Source organism: Acidobacteriota bacterium, from assembly GCA_035471785.1.
GTDB lineage: Bacteria > Acidobacteriota > UBA6911 > RPQK01 > DATIPO01 > JANQFM01.
The window spans coordinates 50,063-72,770 of the sequence record DATIPQ010000040.1 but is presented as its reverse complement, the minus strand read 5'-3'; the positions used below and the strand labels follow the sequence as shown (position 1 = coordinate 72,770).

Here is a 22,708-nt window from a genome sequence, read left to right as displayed (position 1 = left end):
GCGTCTTGCCCCTCTTGTGAGTTAGGCCCTTGGAAGTGGGGCCTTGGCGCAAGCCCATGACGGAAGGCGGCGGGGAATCGGAGGATTCAATGGGGGCTCCCCGCCGCCTCCCTGAGGGGCAACGCAGTCGCCCGCGCTCCCTGCTGCCTCCGGACCCTCTCCGGCCCGCAGCAGATCCGCCGTCCGGGCGGACGGCACGCGCTCAAGAATCCGACTGCTTAACCCTTCATATCGGGTGGGTGCCCGCTGGTCTTTACCGGCTCCGGTCGAGGCAGCGGTTATCAGGGCAGCGCTTTGGCGTAGAAGCCGGCGACGTCGGATTTGAGTTGGCGCAGCGAGGGCTGGTGGATGTACATCATGTGGCCCGACTCGTAGTAGCCCATCTCCACGTTGGGCCGCAGTTGAGGGTCCAGTCCCAGGTGGGAGAAGGTGTACTCGGTGGCGAAGTAGGGAGTGGCGAAGTCGTAGTAGCCGTTGGCCACGAAGACGCGCAAGTAGGGATTCTGGGTCATGGCCCGGCGCAGGTCTTCTCCGACGTCCACATAGCTGTTCTCGAACTCGCTGAAGTTCCAGGGCCGCACGCGTCCGGTGAGGATCTCGTAAGGCAGGTCGCTGGGATAGCCGAGCTCTTGGCGCACATAGTGCTTGAGGGCCGCCGAAAAGGGGCCTTCGATGGCGGCGTAGCTGGGATCGTATTCGTAGCGCTCTCCCCCGGAGTCGCGGTCGATGCCCTTGAAGCGGCTGTCCAGGCGTCCGACCGTGCGGGCCTGGTCGCGCAGCAGTTCCTTGGTGAAGCGCCCCAGCGGCAGGCGCAGGTCGTTTTGCAGCACGAACTCGGCCGTCAGTCCGGTCAGGCCGGCCACCGATTGGGCGATGGCGTCGCGTTCGGACCCGCTCAGCCGGTCACCCCGCAACAGGGCGCTGGCGTAGGCGCCCAGCGCGAACTCCTCCGAGCGGTCTAGGACTTCGCGCAGGGAGAGGTCCTGCAAGGCCGGAGCAAGCTGCCGGTGGTACCAGGCGGTAGCGGTGTAGGTGGGGAAGTGCAGCAGGTAGGGGAGGTCGTTGCCGACGTTGAAATCGACCGTCTGGAAATTGAGGATGCTGGAGACCAGCACGATGCCGTTGAGGTACATGCCGAACTGCTGCTGCAGATAGCTGGAAAGCCCCGCGGCCCGGGTGGTGCCGTAGCTCTCCCCGGCCAGAAACTTGGGCGAGTTCCAGCGTCCGTAGCGCACGCAATAGAGGCGGATGAACTCGCCTACCGAGGAGATGTCCTCACGCAAGCCGTGGAAGTCCTTGGCCTTTTCATCGTCTGGAGCCCGCGAAAAGCCGGTGGAGACGGGATCGATAAAAACCAGGTCGCTGAGGTCCAGCCAACTGTAGGGATTGTCGGCCAGTCCGCCGGGGGGCGGCAGCATGAAGCCGTCCTCGTCCATGCGCACCCGCTTGGGTCCCACCCCGCCCAGGTGCAGCCACACCGAGGACGATCCGGGGCCGCCGTTGAAGGTGAAGGTGACCGGACGGGAGGCGCTGTCGTCGACGCCTTCTTTCACATAGGCGATGAAGAAGACCTCTGCCTTAGGCGTGCCGTCCTCTTCTTTGAGCAGCAGGGTTCCGGCGGTGGCCTGGTAGTCGATGACCTGGCCTCCGATGGTGACCGAGTGCCGGGTGGTATTGGTCCGCTCCTCGAGTTCCTTGCCGCCCTCGGCCATGTGGCCGTCGTCAGCGTCCTGGGCTGGAAGAGCCGGAAGTTGCAGCAGGGCCACCAGGGCCAAATAGACCAGTTGCTTCATGTTATTCCACCCTTTCAAGGGTTCGGTTTCCCTCTGATTAGACAGCCAGGGTTCCGCCCTAGCCGCGCTTCGCTTGCTGCGGGCTGCACCCTGGGCTAGGCGAATCGCTCCCTTTCAGGGAGCCCGGACTTGACTATCAACGCAGTCGCTGCATGCCCTCCGAAGCCTTGCGCGAAGGAGGGCGCTGGCGGATCGCTCGCCTTCAGCCAGCCCGGACTTGTTCTTCAACACAGTCACTCTCCCCTCCGTAGCTGTGCCAAGAGGAGCGAGCTACAGGGCCAGCAGGAAGGGTTCTTCCAGGGCTTCGCAGATCCAGCGCAGGAAGCGGGCGGCGTCGGCGCCGTCGATGATGCGGTGGTCGTAGGAAAGCGACAGGGGCATCATCAACCGCGGCACCCACTCGCCGTCCTGCCAGACGGGCACCTTGCTTCCGCGCGAGACGCCCAGAATGCAGACCTCCGGCCAGTTGACGATGGGCGTGAAGGAGGTGCCTCCGATGCCGCCCAGGTTGGTCAGGGTGCAGCTTCCGCCTTGCATTTCCTCCAGCGACACCTTGCCGTCGCGGGCCCGGCCGGCCACCTCTCCCAGTTCCACGGCGATCTCGATAATGCCTTTCTGGTCAACGTTGCGCAGGACGGGAACCAGCAGTCCCCGCGGCGTATCGACGGCCACGCCCAAGTGGATGTATTTCTTGAGGTGAACCACCTCTTGCCGCACGTCGATGGAAGCGTTGAACTGGGGGAACTCCTTGAGGGCCGCGGCCATGACCTTGAGCAGGATGGCCGTCACGGTCAGCTTGCCGCCCGCTTTCTCGGCCCGTGAGGCGAACTGCTTGCGCAGCCTTTCCAAATCGGTGATGTCGGCCTGGTCGTGCTGGGTGACGTGGGGAATTTGGGTCCAGGCGTTGGCCATGGCCTTGGCGGTGGCCCGGCGCACGTTGGAGAACTTCTCCGTCTCGACCTCGCCCCACTTGCTGAAGTCGGGCAGGGAAGGCGCCGCTGCCGCCGCCGGACCGCGGGCCTCCCCGGCGTGAGCCACCACGTCGGACTCCGAAATCCGTCCCAGCGGCCCGCTGCCTTTGACCTGCGAGATGTCGATGCCCTTCTCGCGGGCCAGGCGGCGTACTGAAGGGGCAGCAGGGACCAGGTTGCCTTTGACGGGTTCGAAGTCTTGCGAGGGCTCGTCCTTTTCAGCTTCCGGCTCTTCGGCAGCCTCTGCCTCTTCTTGGGCGTCTTTCTCTTCCTCAGCGTCCTCTTCTTGCTCAGCGTCCTCCTTGCCTTCGCCCGCGCCGCTCTCGTCGATCTTGAAGACGGTCTGGCCCACCTTGGGCTCATCGCCGTCCTTGACCAGAATCTCTTCCACCACTCCGGCCATGGAAGAGGGCACTTCCATGACGGCCTTGTCGGTCTCCAATTCCATCAGCGGCTGGTCGACTTCCACCCGGTCGCCTTGGGAAACCAGGATGCTGACGACGGTGCCCTTCTCGATGCCTTCGCCCAATTCCGGGAGTTTGAATTCGCTCATAATCTATTCATCCAGCGGTTGCCAGGGGGAGTCTCAAGTCAGCAGGGGATCGGTCTTGTCGGGATCGATCTCCAGGTCTTCGATGGCCTTCTTGACCACCTCCCACCCGATTGTCTTCTCTTGAGCCAACAGCGTCAACGCGGAGAGGATCATCCAGCGGTAGTCGACTTCGAAGAAGTCGCGCAGGGCCTCGCGCGACTCGCTGCGCCCGAATCCGTCGGTGCCCAGGCAGTGAAAAGGCAGCGGCATCCAGCGGGCAAAGGACTCGGGAAGGGCCTTGACGTAGTCGGTCGAGGCCACCGCCACGCCGGCCTCATCGGCAAAGGCCGCTGTGAGGAAGGGCTGGCGCTGCTTCTGGCCCGGATGGAGCAGGTTGTGGCGTTCAGCCGACATGCCGTCCTGGTAGAGTTCCTTGAAGGAAGTCAAGCTCCAGACGTCGGTTGAAACGCCGTAATCCTCTTCCAGAATGCCCGCCGCCTTGAGGGCGTCGTTCATGATGGCTCCGGCGCTCAGCAGGTGAGCCTTCTTTGCTTTCTTGGCCGGTTTTTCGGACGAGGGCCGAAAGCGGTAGACGCCTTTGAGTATGCCCTCCGTCACCTCCTCCCCCTGCGGCATCCTGGGCATCTCGTAGTTGTCGTTTTCCACCGTCAGGTAGTAGAAGATGTCCTCCTGCTCCTGGTACATGCGGCGGAGGCCTTCGCGGATGATGACCGCCAGCTCGAAGGCGAAGGCGGGGTCGTAGCACTTGAGGGTGGGGCAGGGATAGGCCAACAGGTGGCTGTGCCCGTCCTCGTGCTGCAATCCTTCGCCGTTGAGGGTGGTGCGCCCGGCCGTTCCTCCCACCAGAAAGCCCCGGCAGTGCATGTCGCCCGCGGCCCAGGCCAGATCGCCGATGCGCTGAAACCCGAACATGGAATAGAAGATGTAAAAGGGGATGGCGGGGACGCCGTGGGTGGCATAGGCTGTCCCGGCGGCGATAAAGGAAGACATGGAACCGGCCTCGGTGATGCCTTCTTCCAGGATCTGCCCGTCGACGGCCTCTTTGTAGTACATCAGGCTGCCTTTGTCGACGGGTTCGTAGTTTTGCCCCAGGGCGGAGTAGATTCCGAACTTGGAAAAGAGCGCCTCCATGCCGAAGGTGCGGGCCTCGTCGGGGACGATAGGCACCACGAATTTACCCAAATCCTTGTCGTTGAGCAGGGTGCGCAGCACGTTGACGAAGGCCATGGTGGTGGACACTTCACGGCCTTGGGTGCCCTCGGCGAACGGCTTGATGAAATCGTCCCCCGGCGCCTCCACCGAGGGGCAGTCCACCACCCGCCGGGGCAGCGGACCTCCCAGCTCCTGGCGCCGCTCCTTGAGGTAGCGGATGACGTCGCTGTCTTCGTCCGGTTTGAGGAAGGGAAGCTCGCCCACCTTGTCGTCGGAGATGTCGTCTTGCAGTTGCAAGGCGTCGCGGTACTCTTTGGCCTGCTCATCATTGAGCTTCTTCTGCTGGTGGGCGATGTTCTTGCCGGCCGCCGCCGCTCCCATCCCGAATCCCTTGACCGTCTTGGCCAGGATCGCCACCGGACGTCCGTCGGAATCGAGGGCCGACTTGTAGGCGTTGTAGATCTTGACCAGGTCGTGTCCGCCCCGTCCCAATTCTTTGATCTGCTGATCGGAGTAGTCTTCCACCATTTCCAGCAGGCGCGGATGGGCGCCGAAGAACTTCTCGCGGATGTAGGATCCTGATTCGACGCTGAATTTCTGGTAGTCGCCGTCCACCACCTGGCTCATGCGCTGCACCAGCAGGCCTTCTTCGTCCTGGGCCAGCAGCTCGTCCCAGCCCGATCCCCAGATGCACTTGATGACCCGCCAACCGCTGCCGCGGAAGGCGCCTTCCAATTCCTGGATGATCTTGCCGTTGCCGAAGACCGGACCGTCCAGCCGCTGCAGGTTGCAGTTGATGACGAAGATGAGGTTATCGAGCCGTTCGCGGGATGCGCGGGTGAGCTGGCCCAGCGATTCCGGCTCGTCCATCTCGCCGTCGCCCATGAAGCACCACACCCGGCTGGACGAAGTGTCCTTGAGGCCCCGGTTGAGCAGATAGCGGTTGAAGCGGGCCTGGTAGATGGCCATGATCGAGGCCAGTCCCATGGATACGGTGGGAAACTCCCAGAAATCGGGCATCAGCCAGGGATGGGGATAGGAGGGCAGTCCGGGCTCGTCCTGAAGTTCGCGGCGGAAATTGATCAGGTGCTGCTCGCTCAGGCGGCCCTCCAGGAAGGCCCGGGCGTAGATGCCGGGGGAGCCGTGTCCCTGGAAGAAGATCTGATCCCCCCGCGAGTCCTCGCTGTGGGCCCGCAGGAAGTGATTGAAGGCGACTTCCATCAGGTGGCTGGAGGAGGCGTAGGTTGAGATGTGCCCGCCGATGCCGTCGGAGCGCTTGTTGGCCCGTACCACCATGGCCATGGCGTTCCAGCGGATGATGGACGAGAGTCTTTGTTCAAGTTCGACGTCGCCGGGGTATTCGACCTGATCCTGGGCGGGGATGGTGTTGAGGTAGGGCGTGGAGGCCGAGAACCTGAGGTCGACGCCCCTGCGCCGGGCGTAGCCTTTCAACTTATCGATGATTTCGGCGACACGCTCTTCTCCGGCGTCTTTGAGGACGTACTCCAGAGACTCCAGCCATTCGCGGTTTTCGATCTCGATATAGCGTTGGCGTTCGCTATTTTCCTGACCCTGGCCCATCAAATTCTCCCGTCCGCATCTATGTGGGCCGGCCCGGCCCTTTTCCGGCCAGCCCAGACGGCTCAAAACTCTACCGCATCAAAGAAACACAAGACTACCACTGATGCCGGAAAGGATGCATCGCGACGTCTACAGGTTCCCATTCAGGCGCCGGCATGCTTCGTGGTAGACTGCCGCCATGAGGGGAGCCGCGTGTTTGCTGCTTGCCGCAGTGCTGGTTTCAGGGTGCGCCAAGAAGATGGACCTGGTGCCTGCGCCCGACCCGGCGGGAGCCGGCGTCTCGACCATGTGTCAGATGGAGCGGGAACTGTTGTTGGTCAGCGTGATCAATCGCGGAAAGGACCACACCTACTCCTCGACTACCGTGGTGCGCTTCGGTGACGGACCGGAAAAGGTCCTTCCGACCCATCCCGTTCCACCCGGCGGCACGGTTCAAGTCTCCGTTACCTTGCCCCCGGAATGCCTCAGCGGCGACGGTTGTACCTACACCGTCACCGCCGACGGCCGCTACGACATCCCCGAAACCGACGAAGACAACAACGTCTACCGCGGCTCCTGCCGCCCCTGAATTCATGCGAATTGAACATCGAATGTTCAGATTACATGATCGCCGCAGGGACTCTTGCTCCAGCTACTCGCGCGTCAGCAAGCCCTTGTCGAGGTGGTAGCGGGCCGAGGCGTAGTCGGCGGCGCGGGGGTCGTGGGTGACCATGATGATGGTCTTGCCGTAGTCCTGATTGAGTCCCTTGAGAATCTCCAGCACCTCGCTGGCCGAGTCGGCGTCCAGGTCTCCGGTGGGCTCGTCGGCCAGGATGAAGGTGGGGTCGGTGACGATGGCGCGGGCGATGGAGACGCGTTGTTCCTGTCCGCCCGAGAGTTGGCGGGGATAATGCTTCATGCGGTCGGAGAGTCCCACCAGGTCCAAAGCCGTATTGACATGCTCGCTGCGCTCTTTCTTGGACAGCGAGGTCAGCAGCAGCGGCAGCTCCACGTTTTCGTAGGCGGTCAGCACGGGAATCAGGTTGAAGTGCTGGAAGATGAAGCCCACGTGGTGGTTGCGCCAGTCGGCCATCTGACTTTCCGAGAGCGAGGTCAGGTCGATGTCGGAGAGATGAATGCTGCCGCTGGTCGGCTGGTCGATTCCCGCCAGGATGTTGAGCAGGGTGGTCTTGCCCGAGCCCGAAGGACCCATCAAGGAGATGAACTCGCCCTCGTGAATGATCAGTTTGATGTCCTGCAGGGCATGCACCTCCTCGGCGCCCTTGCGGTAGATCTTGCTCAGATTGTTGAGGGCGATGAGCACCGCTCCCGAGGCTCGGCGAGAAGCTGCAGGGGCGGTTTGAGGCTGAGGTTGGCTGGAGTGCTCATGACCGGTTTGCTGTTCGATGTTTGCAGGACTCATTATTCTTCTCCATTGACTTGGGGCTCAGCGTCCCTTTGGGGCGGACGCATGAACCTGACTCGGGCGTCCATGTCGGGACGCAGGTAATCGTCAGGCTGCAATATCTGCACCTTGACCTGAATGGTGGCCTTCTGGCGGTCGGCCTCGGGGGCGATCTCGGCGATCTCGCACTCATAAGTGCGGTCAGGGTAAGCCTCGGGCACCATCTCACAAAGTTGCTCCGGACTGATCTTCTTGAAGTCGGACTGGCTGATGTCGAGTTCCACCTGCAGGTCGTCGAGGTCGGCCAGCGCCACCACGGCCGACTTGGCTCCCAGATCGCCCGCGAAAGAGGTGGTGATCATCTCGCCCACCTCGGCGATGCGCTGCAAGACGGTGCCGTTGACGGGCGCACGGATTTCGGTGGCGTCGAGCAGAGCCCGGAAGTATTCGAGGTTGGCCTGGGCGCGGGCCACATCGCTGCGGGCCCGGGCAATCTGTTCCTTGCGCGGTCCCAGCCTGGCCAGCCGGTGGTCTTTCTCGGCCACTTCAACCGCGGCACGGGCCATGTCATAGCGGGTGCTGGCGTTGTCGACCTCCTGCTGGGAGACGACGGCGCTGTCGAGCAGCGACTTGAGACGCTCCCATTCCAGCTTGGCGAAATCGGCTTCCGCCTGACGGCGCTGAAGTTCGGCCTTGGCACGGGCGATCTCCTCAGGACGGCTGCCTGCCTCCAGCTCGGCCAGGACGGCCCTGGCGGATTGCAGGTCGGCTTGGGCCTGATCGACCTGGGCTTGGAATTCGCGGTCGTCGAGCTTGACCAGCAACTCGTCCTTCTTGACTTTGTCGCCCTTGTCGACGCCGATCCAGGCCACTTTTCCGGTCACCTTGGAGCCCAGCGAGATGCGGTGGTGGGCCACCACGTAGCCGGAGGCCACCAGCACGTCGCGCGAGGGCCGAGGTCCGCTGGGCGAGGCCGGGTCCGAGGAGCCGCCGGGGCGGGGCGCATCGGCATCGTCGGCCCTGGAGGCGATCTCGGCCGGAGGAGCCGGACGCAGCAGCAGGTATCCGATAGAGGCCGCGCTGACCAGCAGCAGCACGAAGAAGGCTGCCTTCCAGGTCCCGCCGCTGCTGCTGATGCGGGCCTTCTTGGCGGAATCGATTTTAAGAGCGCTGAGGTCTTTTTTCATGACGTTATCCCGTTGTTGGCGCGGATCTCAGCATGGTATACGGGTGTCATCAGATCTTTCTTCATCAATCCCTCAAGGCGTCGATCAGGCGGATGCGGGCAGCCCGCAGGGCGGGCAGGAAGCCTCCCGCCACGCCCACCCCCAGCGCGAAGACGATTCCGGCCACCAGGAGAGGCGGAGTGATGCGGAACTGGAAGAGGATTTCGCTGAAGCTTCCGTTGGTGCCCATGTTGGCGGTACCGGTGGTGATTCCGTTCAACGGCAGGGCCATGAGGCACCCCAGGATTCCCGCCAGCAGCGTCAGCAGCATGGCCTCCACCATGAAGGAACTGAGGATGCTGCGCCTTTTGAAGCCCAGGGCGCGCAGGGTGGCGATCTCTTTGACCCGCGCCATGATGGTCCCATACATCATGTTCATGGCGGCAAAACAGGCCCCGATCCCCATCATGACGGCCACGAAGGTGCCCAGCACCAGCACCGGACCCGCCGACGAGGTCTGGTCGGCGAAATACTGACGCTGGGGAATCGCCTGCAGGTCGATGTTGCGGTCTTCGTCGATGCGCTTTCGGATGTCCTCGACGGCTTGCAGGTCCTGGGCCCGCAGCAGGATGGAGCTGTGGATGGGACGCTGCCATTCCTGGGCGATATCGCTGTGGGACGTCATGATCTCGGAGTCATAGGCCGATCCGCCGGTCTCGAAGATGCCCACCACCGTCCAGGGGGCATCGTTGATGAGCGGCGTGTCGCCTAACCGAAATCCGTCGAAACGCTGAGAGGCCGAGCGGCTGACGATGATTTCGCGTACGCCGGACTCGAAGGTGCGTCCTTCCACAATGCGCAGTTCGGGACGCAGCTTGAGTCCCTGTTCGCCCATGCCCCGCATGGTCAGGTTGGTCTCTTCTCCGCTGGAGCGCGGCCAGTTGATGACCACCACGACTTCTCCCGACGCCAGGGGCTTGCCCTCCTCGTCGCTGGCGACGCCGGGAAGCTCGCGTACGGTGGCGAAGTTGTTGAGTCCGTAGTAGGAATTGACCTCGTTGCGGGAGCCCTTGCGGATGACGATGAGCTGATCGCTGTGTCCGGTGTCGGTGAAGGCCGAGGTCAAGCCGCCCACCATGGCCATCATGACGATGACGATGGCCACGGTCAGCCCCACGCCCGCCGCCGTCAGGAGGGTGCCGACGCGGCGGTTCCACATGCTTCTGAGATTGTATTTGATGGGGATCTTCATGATTTCATTCCTTTGGGGCAGGGACTAAACGATGCGGCGCATGGCGTCGACCACCGAAATGCGGGCAGCCCTCCAGGCCGGGATACCCGAGGCCAGCAGTCCCACCATGGCTCCGATGAAGACGCAAAAGCCGATGATCCAGGGACGTACCGCCAGGCGGGGGATGAATCCGGCACCCACTCCCGTGGCGCCGAAGAAAGCCCAGGCGGCCATCGACCCGATGAAGGCGGCCAGCGCCGCCAGCAACACCGACTCGCTCAGCAGCAGCGAGAGGATGAGGCGGGTGCGGAAACCCAGGGCCTTGAGGACGGCGATCTCGCGTCCCCGCTCGCGGATGGCCATGGCCATGGTGGTGGCGGCCACCAGGATGACGGTGAACACCACCACGCCGCAAATGCTGCTGATGAGGTACTGAATATTGCCCAGCATCTGTATGAATCCCAGGATGAAGGCCCGCTCGGTCTCGGTCTTGGTGGGCGGGTTGGCGTTGCGGAAAGCGGCGTCGATGGCTTCCGCCACCCGGGGTACATCTTCTTTAGAGGCGGCTCGGACGTTGTAGGTACCGGTGAAGTTGGCGCGTCCCAGGCCCTCGTTGAAGTAGTCCCAGTGGTAGTAGAAGGTCATATCGTCGTCATTGCCCCCCTGGTAGATGGCGCGGATGGTCAGCTCGGGCTGGATCTGGTTGAAGAGCGGCGAGATGAGGGTGATGCGGTCTCCCAATTCCCATCCCATCTGTTTCGCCAAATTGGCTCCCACCAAGGCCCCCGTACGGTCGTTCTTGAAGGCCTCCTTCTGCTCCTCTGGGAGCTGCAGGTCAGGATAGACCTTGAAGAAACCGTCTGGGTTGACGGAAAAGTTGGCGAAAAACTGGGAGGGGTCTTTCCAGTATCCGCCGAACCACATCGATCCCACCACGGCTTCCACCCCTTCGATCTGAGCGATTTTCTCGCGGTAAGCGATGGGCAGCGTGTTGAAGAGGGATACGCGGTGGCGGACGATCAGCCGCAGGGCCGAATCGGGCGTCTCGGGCGGGTCCACCAACTGCACCAGCACCGTCAGCAGAGTGGCTACCAGAAATAGCGAGACGGCAATGGAGCTGACGGTGAGAAACGTGCGCCGCTTGTTGCGCAGCATATTCTTGATGAGGAGGCGTAGGAATTTCATTACTCGGTCTCCGGTTTTTTCTCGACCATCTCATTGTGCAGGCTCGAGCGCATCGACTCAATCCCTTTCCGGTGAATGGCGGGTTTGCCACGGTGAATGGCGGAGACCATAGGTGAAAGGGAGCGCCCATCGATCTCATTGGCTCCCAAATGCAACTACAATGGTGAACTTTGAACGACTGCCAAGGAGGATTGATGCAGAAGATTCACTCGGTCGAATCCGTCACGCTGGCCGTACTCGACAGCGATCCCAATCAACTGCTGGTCACTGCCCTGGGACACGTGGTCTCTTCGGGCTGGACCGATTCCCAGCTTTTGGAATACAGCTCCACCGACGCTCCCGAAGGGGGCATCCTCAAATTTGATTTTGCGGCCCGACCGCCCCAGGGCGCGGTTCTGCCCTCCCGTTTTCCCATCCTGGCCCAGTGCGCCATCGAGGTCGATATCGCCTCTGTCAAGGGGGTGCGGGTGCGGTCCTCTTCCAATGAGGCGCTGCGCAACCTGCGGGTCGGCGCCGAACGCCACGCCGTGGTCGAAGGGACCCGCGGGCTGCGCGATTTGGCCGGCCAGGGCAAGTTCTCCTGGGGACTGCCGCCCGAAGCCTACCTGCGTCCCGACCAGGCCGCCGGCGAGGTGGAGCAGCAGCCCGGCGTCCTGCTGGGCGGCACCCTCCGAAAAGAGCCCGTGGTGGCCGGCGAAGGCACGGGATTGTTCCTCTACGACGTGCTGGTCGAAGTGGATGCCGAAGACATTCCCCAGGCCGGCGACTACGTGGATATGCTGGTCGTGGCCCGGGGCCAGTTCGAACTCAAGAGCTATCCGCGCCGAGGCAAGGTCTGGACTTTCGTAGCCGAAAACATGCGTCCCCACAGCTCGGCCGAGTAACAACTGAGTGCAAGCTGGAAGTCGGCGCGTGATAATCTGTTGAATATGAAGAAGATCGACCTTGCCGCCTTCGAAAGCGAGATCGAAGTGCGGCAAATGCGCCGCGACGATTTCGAGCAGATCCGCGCACTTCATCAGGAATGTCTGCCCCATGACAGCCGCTGGCAGCGGCAAGAGCTGGAAAGCCAGCTCGAACAGTTCCCCGAAGGTCAGTTAGTCGTCGAGTACGACGGACGCGTGGTGGCCTCGTCCAACAGCCTCATCGTCGACTTCGACGAATACGATGAGCACCACGACTGGGACGCCATTTCAGGCGACGGGTTCATCCGCAATCACGATCCCCAGGGAGACACTCTCTACGGCATCGAGATCATGGTGCACCCCGAGTTCCGCGGCATGAAGCTGGCCCGCCGCCTCTACGAAGCCCGCAAGACCCTGTGCCGCGAGCGCAACCTCAAGCGCATGCTGGTAGGCGGACGCATCCCCAACTACCACCGTTACAAAGACAAGATGACGGCGCGCGAGTACGTCCAGCAGGTGCTCGACCGCAACATCCACGATCCAGTACTGACCACCCAACTCTCCAACGGGTTCATCCTCAAGCGGCTGCTGCCCAACTACCTCGAGGAAGACACCGAGTCGGACGGATGGGCCACTCTGCTGGAGTGGGCCAACATCGACTACCGTCCCAGCCACCGCAAGTACCGCCCGTCGCGTCCGGTGCGCATCTGCGTGGTGCAGTACCAGATGCGGCGCATCGACAGCTTCGAGGACTTCGCCCAGCAATGCGAGTTCTTCATCGACGTGGCTTCGGGATACAAGGCCGACTTTCTGCTTTTTCCCGAACTGCTGACGACTCAGATGCTGTCTTTCGTCAAGGCCACCGACCCGGCCGAGGGCATCCGCGAGCTGACCGGCTTCACCGAGCGCTACCTGGAGTTCTTCTCCGCCGCCGCCATCAAGTACAACGTCAACATCATCGGCGGCTCCCACGTCACGGTGGAAGGGGACCAGCTCTACAACATCGCCTACCTCTTCAAGCGTGACGGGGGCATCGGCAAGCAGTACAAACTTCACATCACGCCGGCGGAAAGGCGCTGGTGGGGCGTGGTGCCCGGCCACGACCTGGAGGTTTTCGATACCGACCGGGGACGGGTGGCCATCCAGATCTGCTACGACGTGGAGTTCCCCGAGATGACCCGCATCCTGGCTGAAAAGGGCGCCCAGATCATCTTCGTTCCCTTCTGCACCGACGAGCGCCACGGCTATTTGCGCGTCCGCTACTGCGCCCAGGCCCGCTGCATCGAAAACCCGCTCTACGTGGCCATCTCGGGCACCGTCGGCAACATGCCCTTCGTCGACCAGATGGACATCCAGTACGCTCAATCCGGCATCTTCACGCCTTCCGATTTCGCCTTCTCGCGAGACGGCGTCGCCGCCGAATGCACCCCCAACATCGAAACCGTAGTCGTCCACGACGTCGACCTGGAACTCCTGGAGCGCCACCGCAAACAGGGCACCACCCTGAACTGGCTGGACCGCCGCACCGACCTCTACGAACTCCGCCTCAAGAACGAAGCCACCCAGGAGGAAAACATAATAGTCTCCACTCGCCCCTAAGGCCCCGGGTCGGGATGCATCAGGTGAAACGGGGTCGGACTAAACGCCCCCGCTGGAGACGTCGCTGCGCTAGAATAATGGGACGATGTTGCAGCAGAGGTTCAAGTTGGACGAATCTGGCGACGAGATGGCTATAGAGCGAGAAGTAGAGGATGCTTTGGCGGCCACTCCCGAGGAGCGGATGGCTGCCGCGATGGCCTTGCAGGAGGCCGCCTATAGCGTCTGGATCTCTCAGGGATTAGCCGATGAGCAGAGACTTTGCCGCTTTCCTGGATGCACTCAACAAAAGCGGCGCAAAATACGTCGTCATCGGCGGGATCGCGGTTCTCTCGCACATCCCCTACCGCACGACCCGTGACATCGACGTCTTGATTGAACCGACCCTTGAAAACGCCAGGCGCGTTCGCGAAGCCGTTCGTGAATGGGGCGGCTTTGAGCCCGAATTCAAGGTCGAAGAATTCATCCAGGGCGATATCCTGTCGTTCGGAGGTCTCCTTCGGGTTGAGATCCACTCCTCAGTCCCCGGAGTTCGTTGGGAGCAGGTCTGGCAAAACAAGACTCCGGGAATGCTCATGGGCGTCAACACCTGGTTCGCCTCGCTCGAGGATCTTATCTCGATGAAGGAGGCAGCCGGACGCAAGGAAAAAGATCGCCCTGATCTAAGGCGCCTCAAAAAGTTGCTCAAAGGCAAATCGCAATCTTAGGGTCAGCCACGGCGTGAGATTTGTCACGCGGCATCGATCTCAAGCTTGCCGACCTTTTTCAGATCGACGTGCTTCTTGGCACGCCAGAGATCGTGGTTGTGCTGCATGGCCAACCAACTCTCGGGACTCCTGCCCAGCGTCTTGGACAAACGCAACGCCATCTCCGGCGTGACACTCGCATCACCCCTGACAACACGGCTGAAGGTAGAAGGCGCGACGTCGAGCAAACGAGCCACCCGCCGATAGCTCACGCCAAAAGGCTCAAGATAGACCCCCTTGATAAACTCGCCAGGATGGGGAGGATTGTGCATGCGCATTAGTGATAGTCCTCGTAATTCACGTCGAACACGTGTCCTTGTTCAAAGCGAAACGTCAGCCGCCAGTTTCCGCTGACGTCGATGGCCCAGGATCCCTGCCGTTTTCCCTTGAGAGGATGGAGGCGAAATCCAGGAATGTTCATGTCTTCAATCGATTCAGCAGTATCGAGTGCCGCCAATTGAAGCCGCAGCTTCATACGGTGCTGTGACTGTATACTTGCAGTCGAACCGGATTCGAAGAACCGACGGAGGCCCTTGTGCTTGATCGACTGAATCACTTGGGAATTATAGCCTGTTGCGTGCCACGCAACAAGCAAGGCCGCTGCTCCGGAGCCGGGATTCGGAAGGTGGGAGGCGCATCCTTGCGGCGATCCTGATGGCGCTTCACAGCCGCGCGCGGCCTGTCGTGAGCGCTCTCGATCCCTAAGCTTGGCGTTTGGAATCGCCCGATATTCGGGTGAGCGGTGACGGGGGTTACTTGGACTTGACGGGGGAAGGCGTTACAATACGGGGCCAGGAAGCGCTGAGGCGAGTTGAGAGCTTACTTTCACCCTTGAGCCAGGGTGATGAGGAGAATTTGATGAAGCGATCAGTGCTTTTCTTGCTTTCGTTTTTCTTCACAAGTCTGGTTTTTCCAGCATCCCAGGTTGAATTTATCGCCGAAGTGCAGTCGGTTACGCCCGACGGCGGCACCACGGTTCTTGCCATGGCCTTGACGCCGTCGTTCAATATCGACGTGTTCGTCACCGCCGCTACCGAGATCAAGGACGAGTCCGACGATCCGCTGACGCCCGATCAGCTCATGGCCGGCATGGTCCTCAAGATCGAGGGACTCTTCGTCGAGGGCGGAATCCTGGCCAACGAGGTCGAGGTGACCGAAGACGAGGCCGAATTCGAGGTGAGAGGCCTCATCCAGAGCCTCACCCCCGACGGCCCCGAGAGCGGACGCATGACGGTGGCGGGATTCGACATCCTGGTACCGGTTGAAGCCGAGATCAAGAGCAGCGCCGGAGAGGTGCTGATCTTCGCCGACCTGATGGTCGACCAGTTCGTCAAGGTCGAAGGACGGGCCACCGCCGACGACCTGGTCGCCGACGAAGTCAAAGTCCGCGACGACGAGAGTCCCGGCAAGTTCGCAAGGATCCGCCTGGAAGGCGTGGTTTCCGAAATCGTCGACGAGGGCCAATTCCTCGTGGAACTGCCAGGCGAGGCCGCGGCACTGGTCAAGATCGACGAAGAAACCCGCATCATAGGCCCCGGGGAACTCGCCGTGGGCGCCTCGGTCAAGGTCTTCGGCACGCTGACTGAAGAGCTATGCGTTTTGGCCGAGCGGGTGCTGGTCAAGAAAGCCGTCGAACTGGCCCCCGACAAACTCAGGCTGGCGCTGCAAGAAAGCGGCCAGGTCTGCGTGGTCCTGCGCAATGCACGCGACGGCGACACGGTCTTCGAGATCGCCTCGCAAGACCCATCGCTGGCCACCGTTTCCACCAACATGCTCACCATTCCTGCCGGAATGCTGACCGCATGCTTCGACGTGACGGCCCTCGACCAGGAGGGGGAAACCAAGATCGATGTTGTGACAGAGGGTTTCGAAGGCTGCGTCGAAGTCGAGGTCGGAGAGCAGGAAGACGAAGGGCCCCAGGCTATCCGCTGGAATCCGCGGGTCATCCGCGCCGCTCCCGACCTGATCCGCGACGTCCGTCTGCGCCTGGCCGTTCCCGCCCAGGAAGAGACGACGGCCATGCTCTTCATCTCCGAAGGCGACATGGACCTGATCAACTTCCCCGCTGAGGTGGTCTTTCCCGCCGGCAGCCGCACCCAAACGGTACGCCTGGAGTTTCTCTCCACCCAGGTCACCGCCACGCTGACCGCCGAGCTTCCCGATGGTGAGGGCGCCGATCTCGACATCGACCTGCGTCCGCCCCAGATGGAAAAATTGCAATTGCAGTGGAGTCCCGATGAAGTCGAAGCCGGCACCGGCAAGGAAGTCACGGTCGAAATCTTCATCGACCGCCCCGCCCCATCCGACATCGAGGTGACGCTCAACCAGGTGGGCCGTCCGCTGCTGCAGGGCGTCCCCGGCTCGGTCGTGATCCTTGAAGGGACCCAGTCCGCCGAGGTCACCTTTATGACGGGTGAGCAGACGGGCAAGACCAAGCTCCGCGCCGCCCTGCCCATCGGGGTCGGCGGTCGCCACCAGGATCTCGACGTCCAAGTCGAGAAAAGCGGCGACTGAAGAAGCCCAAGCTCCAAACCCAGAGCCCCGGCGAGTCCCTCTTGCCGGGGCTTTCTTGCTTTTTCGCGCAGGCTGTCAGATTAAACCATCCAATGGCGCTATCTCGCGGCGGGCCTGCTTGAAAGGCTGGGTGACGCCCCGCTCCTGCAAGCAGCCGCGCCAGCTCATGGGGTGCGACTGCGGACTTGCTTCATATACGTTCTTGACGTATATTGTGCGGCATGACGATTGAACGGGAGTTGAAGCGGGGAAGCACCGAGATGATGATTCTGGCGCTGGTCGAAGACCGGGCGCGGCATGGCTACGAGATGCTCAAGCTGATGGAGGAGCGCTCGCGGGGCAAGCTGAGCTTTCACATCGGATCGGTCTATCCCATCCTCTATCGGCTGGAGAAACGGGGACTGATCAAGGGCGCCTGGAGGGAAGAAAAAGGCGCCCGCCGCAAGAAGGTCTATGAGATCACCCCCAAGGGACGCCGGGCCTTGAAGTCGCAAAGAGGACAGTGGGAGGACCTGGTTTCCGCCATTGGACGGGTGGCGAGGACGGGAGATGCGTGATTGGAAGCGATTCGTGGCCGGGCGCCTGAGCGGAGCGGACTGGGACTCCGCCCGCAAGGAACAGGTGGTGGAGGACCTGGCCCAGATGCTGGCGGACTGCGAGCGGGAAGCGCTGCGGGGCGGAGCCGGTCAGCGCCGGGCGCAGGCCGCGGCCAAGGCTCAGGTCCCCGACTGGAAAGAGCTGATTGAAGAGATCGAAGAGGCCGAAGCCTGGGCGCGCGGCGGTCGGCTCTCGCGCTGGATGCCTGGGTGGAATCACTGGAGAACGATGATGCTGTCAGGATTGGGAAACGACGTGAAGCTGTCGCTGAGGACGGTCCGAAAGAGTCCTCTCTTCTCGGCCGTAGTGGTGTTGACGCTGGCCCTGGCCGTAGGTGCCAACACGGCCATCTTCAGCATGGTGGACGCGGTGCTGCTGAGCCCGCTGCCCTACCCGGATTCCCAAGAACTGGTGCGTCTTTACAGCACTCATCCTAAGAAATCGATTGAAGAGGCGGGAGTCTCCACCGGCGACGTGGTGGACTGGCGCCGCCGCAACACCGTCCTGGAAGGGATCGGGGCCTGGTACGTAGCGGGGCGGACGCTGGCCGGCGAGCAGGCCGCCGAGGTGGTCAACGTGGCTCAGGTGTCGCGCGACTTCTTCCCGGTGCTGGGGGTGAGTCCTTTCAAGGGGCGCACTTTCACGCCCGAGGAGACGGCGCGGGCCGTCTTCAACAGCGCCAACTCTCATGTCGGGACTGACCCCGTGGCCGTCCTCAGCTACCGGTCCTGGCGCGACCGCTTCGGGTCGGACGGGGCGATACTTGAAAAGAGCATCGTCCTCGACCGGCAGCGCTGGCGGGTGATCGGCGTTATGCCGGCCGACTTCGACATGCCTTCGCCCGGCATCGAACTGTGGGTTCCCTGGAGCTTCGTGGGGAAGAGCACTCACGACCAGCGCTATCTCAGCGCCGTGGCGCGCCTCAAAGAGGACGTTTCGCTGGGGGAAGCCCAATCCCACATGAACGCCGTGGCCGCCGCCATGGCTGAGGACTACCCGGAGTCCAACAGTGGCTGGGGACTCTCCTTGCAGCCGCTGCATGAGGACCGGGTAGGAGACTCGCGGGCCACCCTCCTGATCCTGCTGGGGGCGGTGGCTTTGGTGCTTCTGATCGCCTGCGTCAACGTCGCCGGGTTGCAGCTTGTGCGGCTGGGCAAACGGCGCCGGGAGATCGGGCTGCGCCTGGCACTGGGGGCGTCCCGCCTGCGGCTGGCGCGGCAGTTTCTGGCTGAGAGCCTGTTGCTGGCGCTGCTGGGAGGGGCTCTGGCCGTCCCGGTCGCCTTTGCCGCGCTCAACATGGGCGGAGTCCTGCCGGCCGACGCCCTCCCCCGGCTGCACGAGGTCGAACTGAACCTGCGCGTCCTGGGCTATGCCGCCCTGCTCACCTTCGCCGCCGGCATCTTCTTCGCATTGGTGCCGCTGGCCTCGGGACTCAAGGACGACCTTTCAGCCGCCATCGCCGAGAGCGGCGGACGCACCCTGGGCGGCACGCTGCGCTGGGAGCGTTTGCGCAAGAGCCTGGTGGCCTGCGAGATCGCCCTGGCGGTTGTGCTGCTGGCCTGCGCCGGACTGCTGGTGCGCAGCTTCGTCCACCTCATGCAGGTGGACGTCGGCTTCCGTCCCGACCGGGTGGCGGTGCTGCCCATCACCCTCGACAACCACGAATACGACAGCGGAGCCAAGTCGCGCGCCTATTACGCGCGCCTGACCGAAAAGCTGGCTAGCGTCCCCGGCGTGGAGTCGGTGGGAGCGGTGACGGCCCTGCCGCTGAGTCCCATCGGACCCGACTTCGACCGTCCCGTGTGGGCCGAGGGGGAGACGCCTTCCGCGGCAGGATCGAGCCGCGCCGACGTGCGCATGGCCACTCCCGGATACTTCCAGACCATGGGCATCTCGCTGCTGCGGGGACGCACCTTCGAGCCATCCGACGCCCCTGACGCGCCCCGCGTAGTTGTCATCAACGAGAGCCTGGCCCGCCAAGCCTTTGCGGGACGAAACCCCGTGGACCAGAACCTGGTCATCGACTACAGCACGGCGGGCACCTATCCCTATCGGGTGGTCGGGGTGGTCAACGATCTGCGCTTTTACGGCATCCGCTCCCAGCCGCGGCCCGAAGTCTATCTGCCTCACGCCCAGCGCTCTTACCTGATGATGAACATGGCCGTCCGCACCGCAGTGGACCCCCAGGCGCTGGTTGCCGACTTGCGCCAGGCCGTCCTGGACGTCGATCCCATGCAGCCGGCCTACGGCGTGATTCCCTTGAAAGACCTGGTCGCCGACTCCGTCTCCCGCGACCGCTTCGCCCTCATTCTCATCGGCGCTTTCGGAGTGGTGGCCCTTGTTCTGGCCCTGCTGGGGATTTTCGGTGTCCTCTCCTACCACGTCGGCCAGCGGACGCAGGAAGTCGGCATCCGCGCCGCTCTGGGAGCCACCCGCCGCCAGATCATGACCATGATGCTCTCGGCCGGCCTGCGCCTGACCCTGACCGGCATCGCCCTGGGCTTGCTGCTGTCCCTGGCCTCCACCCGCCTCCTCACAAGCCTGCTCTACGGCGTAACCCCCTTAGACCCCTTAACCTTCCTCGCCGTGACGCTCCTCCCGGCCCTGGGAGCCCTGTTAGCCTGTTACCTGCCCGCCAAACGCGCCGCCCGCATCAACCCCGTAACGGCCCTCCGTCACGATTGAGCCAGTTTGTCACTTTCTTCTCCAAACGCTCCTCAGACGCATATCGGAGTCTGTTGCAGGGGTCTTCGAACGGAATATGGGTCTACGCCAGCCCGTAGGGCCGCTATTACCCCAGCTGCATCCCAGTAGTTCTCGACTTCAATCATCTGACCCCTTCCCCAGGGCAACAGATCCAGAGTGTTTCGCATGAGCGAAGTATTCTCCCGGACAACGATCACTCTTATCCCTTGGTAAAGGGCCGCCAAGGTAGCCAATCCTAGACAGCCCGCCGGAACGACGATTGCGGTTATGTCCTCCGCCGTAAGACTCTCTACAGAACCCGCATCTACACTGCTAGTGACAAGTCCCGGTGAACGCACAAGTCCTTTGAGCACACACTGAAGATAGGAGGAAGAAATCACTTCTGCGGCCATTCTCTCATCGACAACTCCAAAATCCGTCTCTGCAAGCTCAGGCGACCATTCGATAGGCGCATGGGCAGTGGGTAGGTTATGGATCAAGGATATGGCGTGAGTAAGGAGAGCCTCGGCACCCCCCCAGGGGTTAACCACCTCACCGCGGCTTTGAAAATACTCCTTATAGATTTTACCGCTTACTTCTACAGGCGAGGCTATCGCAACGGCATCGAACAGATCACGGTGCTGCGCCAGATGGGAGATCAACGGCGACAATCCACGGACTGTCCCGCTGGCGCGGCCGCTGTCAGTCTTTTCTGCGACGATCCTCAGTTCTGGAAAGCTGTAAATGCCCACGATTTCCGCACCGTAGCAGCTCCTAGCCGCGTTGACGGTATTGACAGTCAAAGCACGAAGAGACTCGTCCCTGGTTGAACCGATGATGACCACTAAGCGATTTCGGGCGGTAGGTATGAGCTTAGCCGTTCCCATAAGCAACTTAGTCAGCGTGCTTCCTTCAACATAGAGACCATTTGACGGAAGTTCATTTATGTCTGATCCGTTCACGACATTCGGATGCGTAATCAGACGGTCGCATACCCCTCCAAGAAGTTTTGCGACCGGGCCCGCATCACCTGCGTGCCCGCCGATAGCGGCCCCCACCCCCGTCGGGACGATTAGAACGATATTCGTTCTTTCGCCGCCTCGACAGGTCCTGCTCCGATACTCAAAGATACTTGGCGTCGAGTCTTCGCCTTGCCCACAAAGGTCGCGACAGATTGCGATCTCCGCGGAGAATTCCTCCTGCTTTCTCTGGAGCAGAGCTAGACGGAGAGGGAACTCGTTTGCCCCGCAGGCGCGCTCTACCTTCGATTTCAAGAAGGCGAGGGAAAAGGAATTGTCTTCAAGTTCCCGTCTGGAAATCGAGATTGCCCTTTCATAAACGTCAACCTGATGTAAGGTGCTTGTATCGGCGGAGCCAGTCGTCATAATCGTACTTCTTTCTAAGTTCAATCTGTCCATCTTCGTGGGCTATATAGATGCTGGGGAGGTTGACGCCGTTGAAATAGTTGGCCTTGACGAGACTGTAGGCGCCGGTTTCCAGGAAGCACAAGACATCCCCAAGGCGCAGCTCATCTTCAAAGTTGTAGATTCCAAAAACATCCCCGGCTAGGCATGTACAACCGGCTAGAAGGTAGCTCTCTCCCAACGGAACCTCGGAGAGTAGGGGATAGGTTATCCCATACTCGAATGCTTCCGGCAGGTGATTGACGGTCGTATCCAGGACAGCGATTGGAATAGAACTGGATGTCACGATGTCGGAAACAGTGCAAAAGAGTGATCCGGCGGATTCAATGAGTCCGGCGCCAGGCTCCATGAAGAACCTCTCGATGTTAAAGACAGAACGGTATTCATCTAATAGATCGCCCAATTGTGTTTGCCCGCTTGCTCCCGGCAGTCGATAGCCTCCACCTAAGTTGATCCACCTAGAGATCTCGAAGAGCCAAGGTGACCTGGATTGAATGGTTAGAAGCGTCTTGACGATCTGACCGAGATCAGTGGAATCACAGTTGTTGTGGAAATGAAAGCCGGTGATTCCTTTTCCCAGGGACTTTAGGAACGGCGGTGTCAAAACATCAACCGGGATCCCCAGCTTGGAATTCCTGCAGCAGGGATCATAGCGATCATCAAGGAGAAAAGAATGCCTTGGATTCACTCTTAAGCCGAGATTGGTAGACGTCAAACAGTGCGAATAGCGCTCGATTTGGGAGGGCGAGTTGAAGCTGAGGAAATCTATCTCATTAGAGGATGATAAGAGGCTATCGCTCAAGATCGGAGCCGTATAGTGGAGCGAGCCGTCGTTTCCTAGAATCTCTCTGGCGTAGCGGGCCTCGAAGGGAGAGCTGGCGGATAAGCCGTCGACGATCTCTGCAAGAACGCGCAGCGGATCCTTGGCGGCCTGGGCCTTGAGCGTATAGAGTAGTTCGATTCCCATCTCGGCCAGGATTTGACGGCTTTCGAGGGTCACCCGTCGGAGATGAGGAAGGTCGAAGACATAGGCGGGAGAGTGGAAGGGAACCTCGTCGGCTTGCAGCGCGGAAACCAGCTCCCACCAGCGCTCCTTATTCGCAGGACGCGAAGGGTTCTCCAAAGAACTGCTCATTTGGCGCGCGATACCTCTGAAGCTAGGTCCACGAAGCGGATCTCCAGTGTCCTCCTAATTGCCCACGACAAACTATGTTGCAGGCTCGCA

18 protein-coding genes are annotated in these 22,708 nt (G+C 61.7%); 7 read left to right on the top strand and 11 right to left on the bottom strand.

The features are described 5' to 3' along the window. Positions 1–281 precede the first annotated feature (281 nt). From VLU25_06720 to aceE, 3 genes are all read right to left on the bottom strand, one after another. Positions 282–1,712 carry a peptidase S10 gene (locus VLU25_06720; protein HSR67618.1) on the bottom strand — a complete coding sequence of 477 codons (1,431 nt, stop codon included), beginning with the start codon at positions 1,710–1,712 and terminating at the stop codon, positions 282–284. A 351-nt stretch (positions 1,713–2,063) separates the two neighbouring features. Beyond that, positions 2,064–3,317: a 2-oxo acid dehydrogenase subunit E2 gene (locus VLU25_06715; GenBank protein ID HSR67617.1), complete on the bottom strand. Its 1,254-nt coding sequence runs from the start codon at positions 3,315–3,317 to the stop codon at positions 2,064–2,066. 33 nt (positions 3,318–3,350) lie between these two features. Then, positions 3,351–6,050: a pyruvate dehydrogenase (acetyl-transferring), homodimeric type gene (aceE, locus tag VLU25_06710; GenBank protein ID HSR67616.1), complete on the bottom strand. Its 2,700-nt coding sequence runs from the start codon at positions 6,048–6,050 to the stop codon at positions 3,351–3,353. Between the two features lie 178 nt (positions 6,051–6,228). On the opposite strand from aceE, the gene VLU25_06705 reads away from it, so the two are divergent. Continuing rightward, on the top strand, positions 6,229–6,618 hold the full coding sequence (locus VLU25_06705; protein HSR67615.1) for a CARDB domain-containing protein: 390 nt from the start codon (positions 6,229–6,231) through the stop codon (positions 6,616–6,618). Between the two features lie 63 nt (positions 6,619–6,681). Here VLU25_06705 and VLU25_06700 read toward each other — a convergent pair whose 3' ends face one another. The 4 genes from VLU25_06700 to VLU25_06685 form a co-directional block, all read right to left on the bottom strand. Then, on the bottom strand, positions 6,682–7,452 hold the full coding sequence (locus VLU25_06700) for an ABC transporter ATP-binding protein (GenBank protein ID HSR67614.1): 771 nt from the start codon (positions 7,450–7,452) through the stop codon (positions 6,682–6,684). Then, on the bottom strand, positions 7,452–8,621 hold the full coding sequence (locus tag VLU25_06695) for an efflux RND transporter periplasmic adaptor subunit (protein ID HSR67613.1): 1,170 nt from the start codon (positions 8,619–8,621) through the stop codon (positions 7,452–7,454). Before VLU25_06695 ends, VLU25_06700 begins: the two co-directional genes overlap by 1 nt. Positions 8,622–8,685: 64 nt before the next feature. Then, positions 8,686–9,852 carry an ABC transporter permease gene (locus VLU25_06690; GenBank protein HSR67612.1) on the bottom strand — a complete coding sequence of 389 codons (1,167 nt, stop codon included), beginning with the start codon at positions 9,850–9,852 and terminating at the stop codon, positions 8,686–8,688. 24 nt (positions 9,853–9,876) lie between these two features. Then, positions 9,877–11,016 (bottom strand): FtsX-like permease family protein, encoded by a 1,140-nt coding sequence (locus VLU25_06685; GenBank protein ID HSR67611.1) that lies wholly within the window; start codon positions 11,014–11,016, stop codon positions 9,877–9,879. A 194-nt stretch (positions 11,017–11,210) separates the two neighbouring features. Here VLU25_06685 and VLU25_06680 point away from each other — a divergent pair, with 194 nt between their 5' ends. The 3 genes from VLU25_06680 (at position 11,211) to VLU25_06670 (ending at position 14,224) form a co-directional block, all read left to right on the top strand. Continuing rightward, entirely contained in the window at positions 11,211–11,900 is a 690-nt protein-coding gene (locus tag VLU25_06680; protein HSR67610.1) for a hypothetical protein, read from the top strand. 45 nt (positions 11,901–11,945) lie between these two features. Next, positions 11,946–13,520, top strand: a complete 1,575-nt coding sequence (locus VLU25_06675) for a GNAT family N-acetyltransferase (GenBank protein HSR67609.1) — start codon at positions 11,946–11,948, stop codon at positions 13,518–13,520. Between the two features lie 245 nt (positions 13,521–13,765). Continuing rightward, positions 13,766–14,224: a nucleotidyl transferase AbiEii/AbiGii toxin family protein gene (locus VLU25_06670; GenBank protein ID HSR67608.1), complete on the top strand. Its 459-nt coding sequence runs from the start codon at positions 13,766–13,768 to the stop codon at positions 14,222–14,224. A gap of 23 nt (positions 14,225–14,247) precedes the next feature. Here the strand turns inward: VLU25_06670 and VLU25_06665 are convergent, their stop codons facing one another. Both VLU25_06665 and VLU25_06660 read right to left on the bottom strand, forming a co-directional pair. Next, positions 14,248–14,541, bottom strand: coding sequence for a HigA family addiction module antitoxin (locus VLU25_06665; protein HSR67607.1), 294 nt, complete (start codon positions 14,539–14,541; stop codon positions 14,248–14,250). Then, positions 14,541–14,819 (bottom strand): type II toxin-antitoxin system RelE/ParE family toxin, encoded by a 279-nt coding sequence (locus VLU25_06660; GenBank protein HSR67606.1) that lies wholly within the window; start codon positions 14,817–14,819, stop codon positions 14,541–14,543. Before VLU25_06660 ends, VLU25_06665 begins: the two co-directional genes overlap by 1 nt. Positions 14,820–15,121: 302 nt before the next feature. Between VLU25_06660 and VLU25_06655 the strand changes: the two genes are divergently transcribed. The 3 genes from VLU25_06655 (at position 15,122) to VLU25_06645 (ending at position 20,059) form a co-directional block, all read left to right on the top strand. Beyond that, complete coding sequence (locus VLU25_06655) at positions 15,122–16,777, top strand: DUF5666 domain-containing protein (GenBank protein HSR67605.1); 1,656 nt, start codon at positions 15,122–15,124, stop codon at positions 16,775–16,777. Positions 16,778–16,998: 221 nt separating this feature from the next. After that, positions 16,999–17,334 (top strand): helix-turn-helix transcriptional regulator, encoded by a 336-nt coding sequence (locus VLU25_06650; GenBank protein ID HSR67604.1) that lies wholly within the window; start codon positions 16,999–17,001, stop codon positions 17,332–17,334. Then, positions 17,327–20,059, top strand: coding sequence for an ABC transporter permease (locus tag VLU25_06645; GenBank protein HSR67603.1), 2,733 nt, complete (start codon positions 17,327–17,329; stop codon positions 20,057–20,059). The genes VLU25_06650 and VLU25_06645 overlap by 8 nt, the downstream gene beginning before the upstream one ends. 32 nt (positions 20,060–20,091) lie before the next feature. Here VLU25_06645 and VLU25_06640 read toward each other — a convergent pair whose 3' ends face one another. Both VLU25_06640 and VLU25_06635 read right to left on the bottom strand, forming a co-directional pair. Next, the gene (locus VLU25_06640; protein HSR67602.1) at positions 20,092–21,444 is read right to left on the bottom strand and encodes a DUF3326 domain-containing protein; all 1,353 of its coding nucleotides are present in this window, start codon (positions 21,442–21,444) and stop codon (positions 20,092–20,094) included. Then, the gene (locus VLU25_06635) at positions 21,401–22,618 is read right to left on the bottom strand and encodes a hypothetical protein (GenBank protein HSR67601.1); all 1,218 of its coding nucleotides are present in this window, start codon (positions 22,616–22,618) and stop codon (positions 21,401–21,403) included. The genes VLU25_06640 and VLU25_06635 overlap by 44 nt, the downstream gene beginning before the upstream one ends. Between the last annotated feature and the right edge of the window lie 90 nt (positions 22,619–22,708).

What these genes read in the sequence shown, in the direction of transcription:
- VLU25_06685 (HSR67611.1), bottom strand. Translation starts at nt 11,016, where the DNA reads ATGAAATTCCTACGCCTCCTCATCAAGAATATGCTGCGCAACAAGCGG.
- VLU25_06675 (HSR67609.1), top strand. Translation starts at nt 11,946, where the DNA reads ATGAAGAAGATCGACCTTGCCGCCTTCGAAAGCGAGATCGAAGTGCGG.
- VLU25_06645 (HSR67603.1), top strand. Translation starts at nt 17,327, where the DNA reads ATGCGTGATTGGAAGCGATTCGTGGCCGGGCGCCTGAGCGGAGCGGAC.
- VLU25_06650 (HSR67604.1), top strand. Translation starts at nt 16,999, where the DNA reads ATGACGATTGAACGGGAGTTGAAGCGGGGAAGCACCGAGATGATGATT.
- VLU25_06655 (HSR67605.1), top strand. Translation starts at nt 15,122, where the DNA reads ATGAAGCGATCAGTGCTTTTCTTGCTTTCGTTTTTCTTCACAAGTCTG.
- VLU25_06680 (HSR67610.1), top strand. Translation starts at nt 11,211, where the DNA reads ATGCAGAAGATTCACTCGGTCGAATCCGTCACGCTGGCCGTACTCGAC.
- VLU25_06695 (HSR67613.1), bottom strand. Translation starts at nt 8,621, where the DNA reads ATGAAAAAAGACCTCAGCGCTCTTAAAATCGATTCCGCCAAGAAGGCC.
- aceE (HSR67616.1), bottom strand. Translation starts at nt 6,050, where the DNA reads ATGGGCCAGGGTCAGGAAAATAGCGAACGCCAACGCTATATCGAGATC.
- VLU25_06640 (HSR67602.1), bottom strand. Translation starts at nt 21,444, where the DNA reads ATGACGACTGGCTCCGCCGATACAAGCACCTTACATCAGGTTGACGTT.
- VLU25_06690 (HSR67612.1), bottom strand. Translation starts at nt 9,852, where the DNA reads ATGAAGATCCCCATCAAATACAATCTCAGAAGCATGTGGAACCGCCGC.
- VLU25_06700 (HSR67614.1), bottom strand. Translation starts at nt 7,452, where the DNA reads ATGAGTCCTGCAAACATCGAACAGCAAACCGGTCATGAGCACTCCAGC.
- VLU25_06635 (HSR67601.1), bottom strand. Translation starts at nt 22,618, where the DNA reads ATGAGCAGTTCTTTGGAGAACCCTTCGCGTCCTGCGAATAAGGAGCGC.
- VLU25_06665 (HSR67607.1), bottom strand. Translation starts at nt 14,541, where the DNA reads ATGCGCATGCACAATCCTCCCCATCCTGGCGAGTTTATCAAGGGGGTC.
- VLU25_06715 (HSR67617.1), bottom strand. Translation starts at nt 3,317, where the DNA reads ATGAGCGAATTCAAACTCCCGGAATTGGGCGAAGGCATCGAGAAGGGC.
- VLU25_06720 (HSR67618.1), bottom strand. Translation starts at nt 1,712, where the DNA reads ATGGCCGAGGGCGGCAAGGAACTCGAGGAGCGGACCAATACCACCCGG.
- VLU25_06705 (HSR67615.1), top strand. Translation starts at nt 6,229, where the DNA reads ATGAGGGGAGCCGCGTGTTTGCTGCTTGCCGCAGTGCTGGTTTCAGGG.
- VLU25_06670 (HSR67608.1), top strand. Translation starts at nt 13,766, where the DNA reads ATGAGCAGAGACTTTGCCGCTTTCCTGGATGCACTCAACAAAAGCGGC.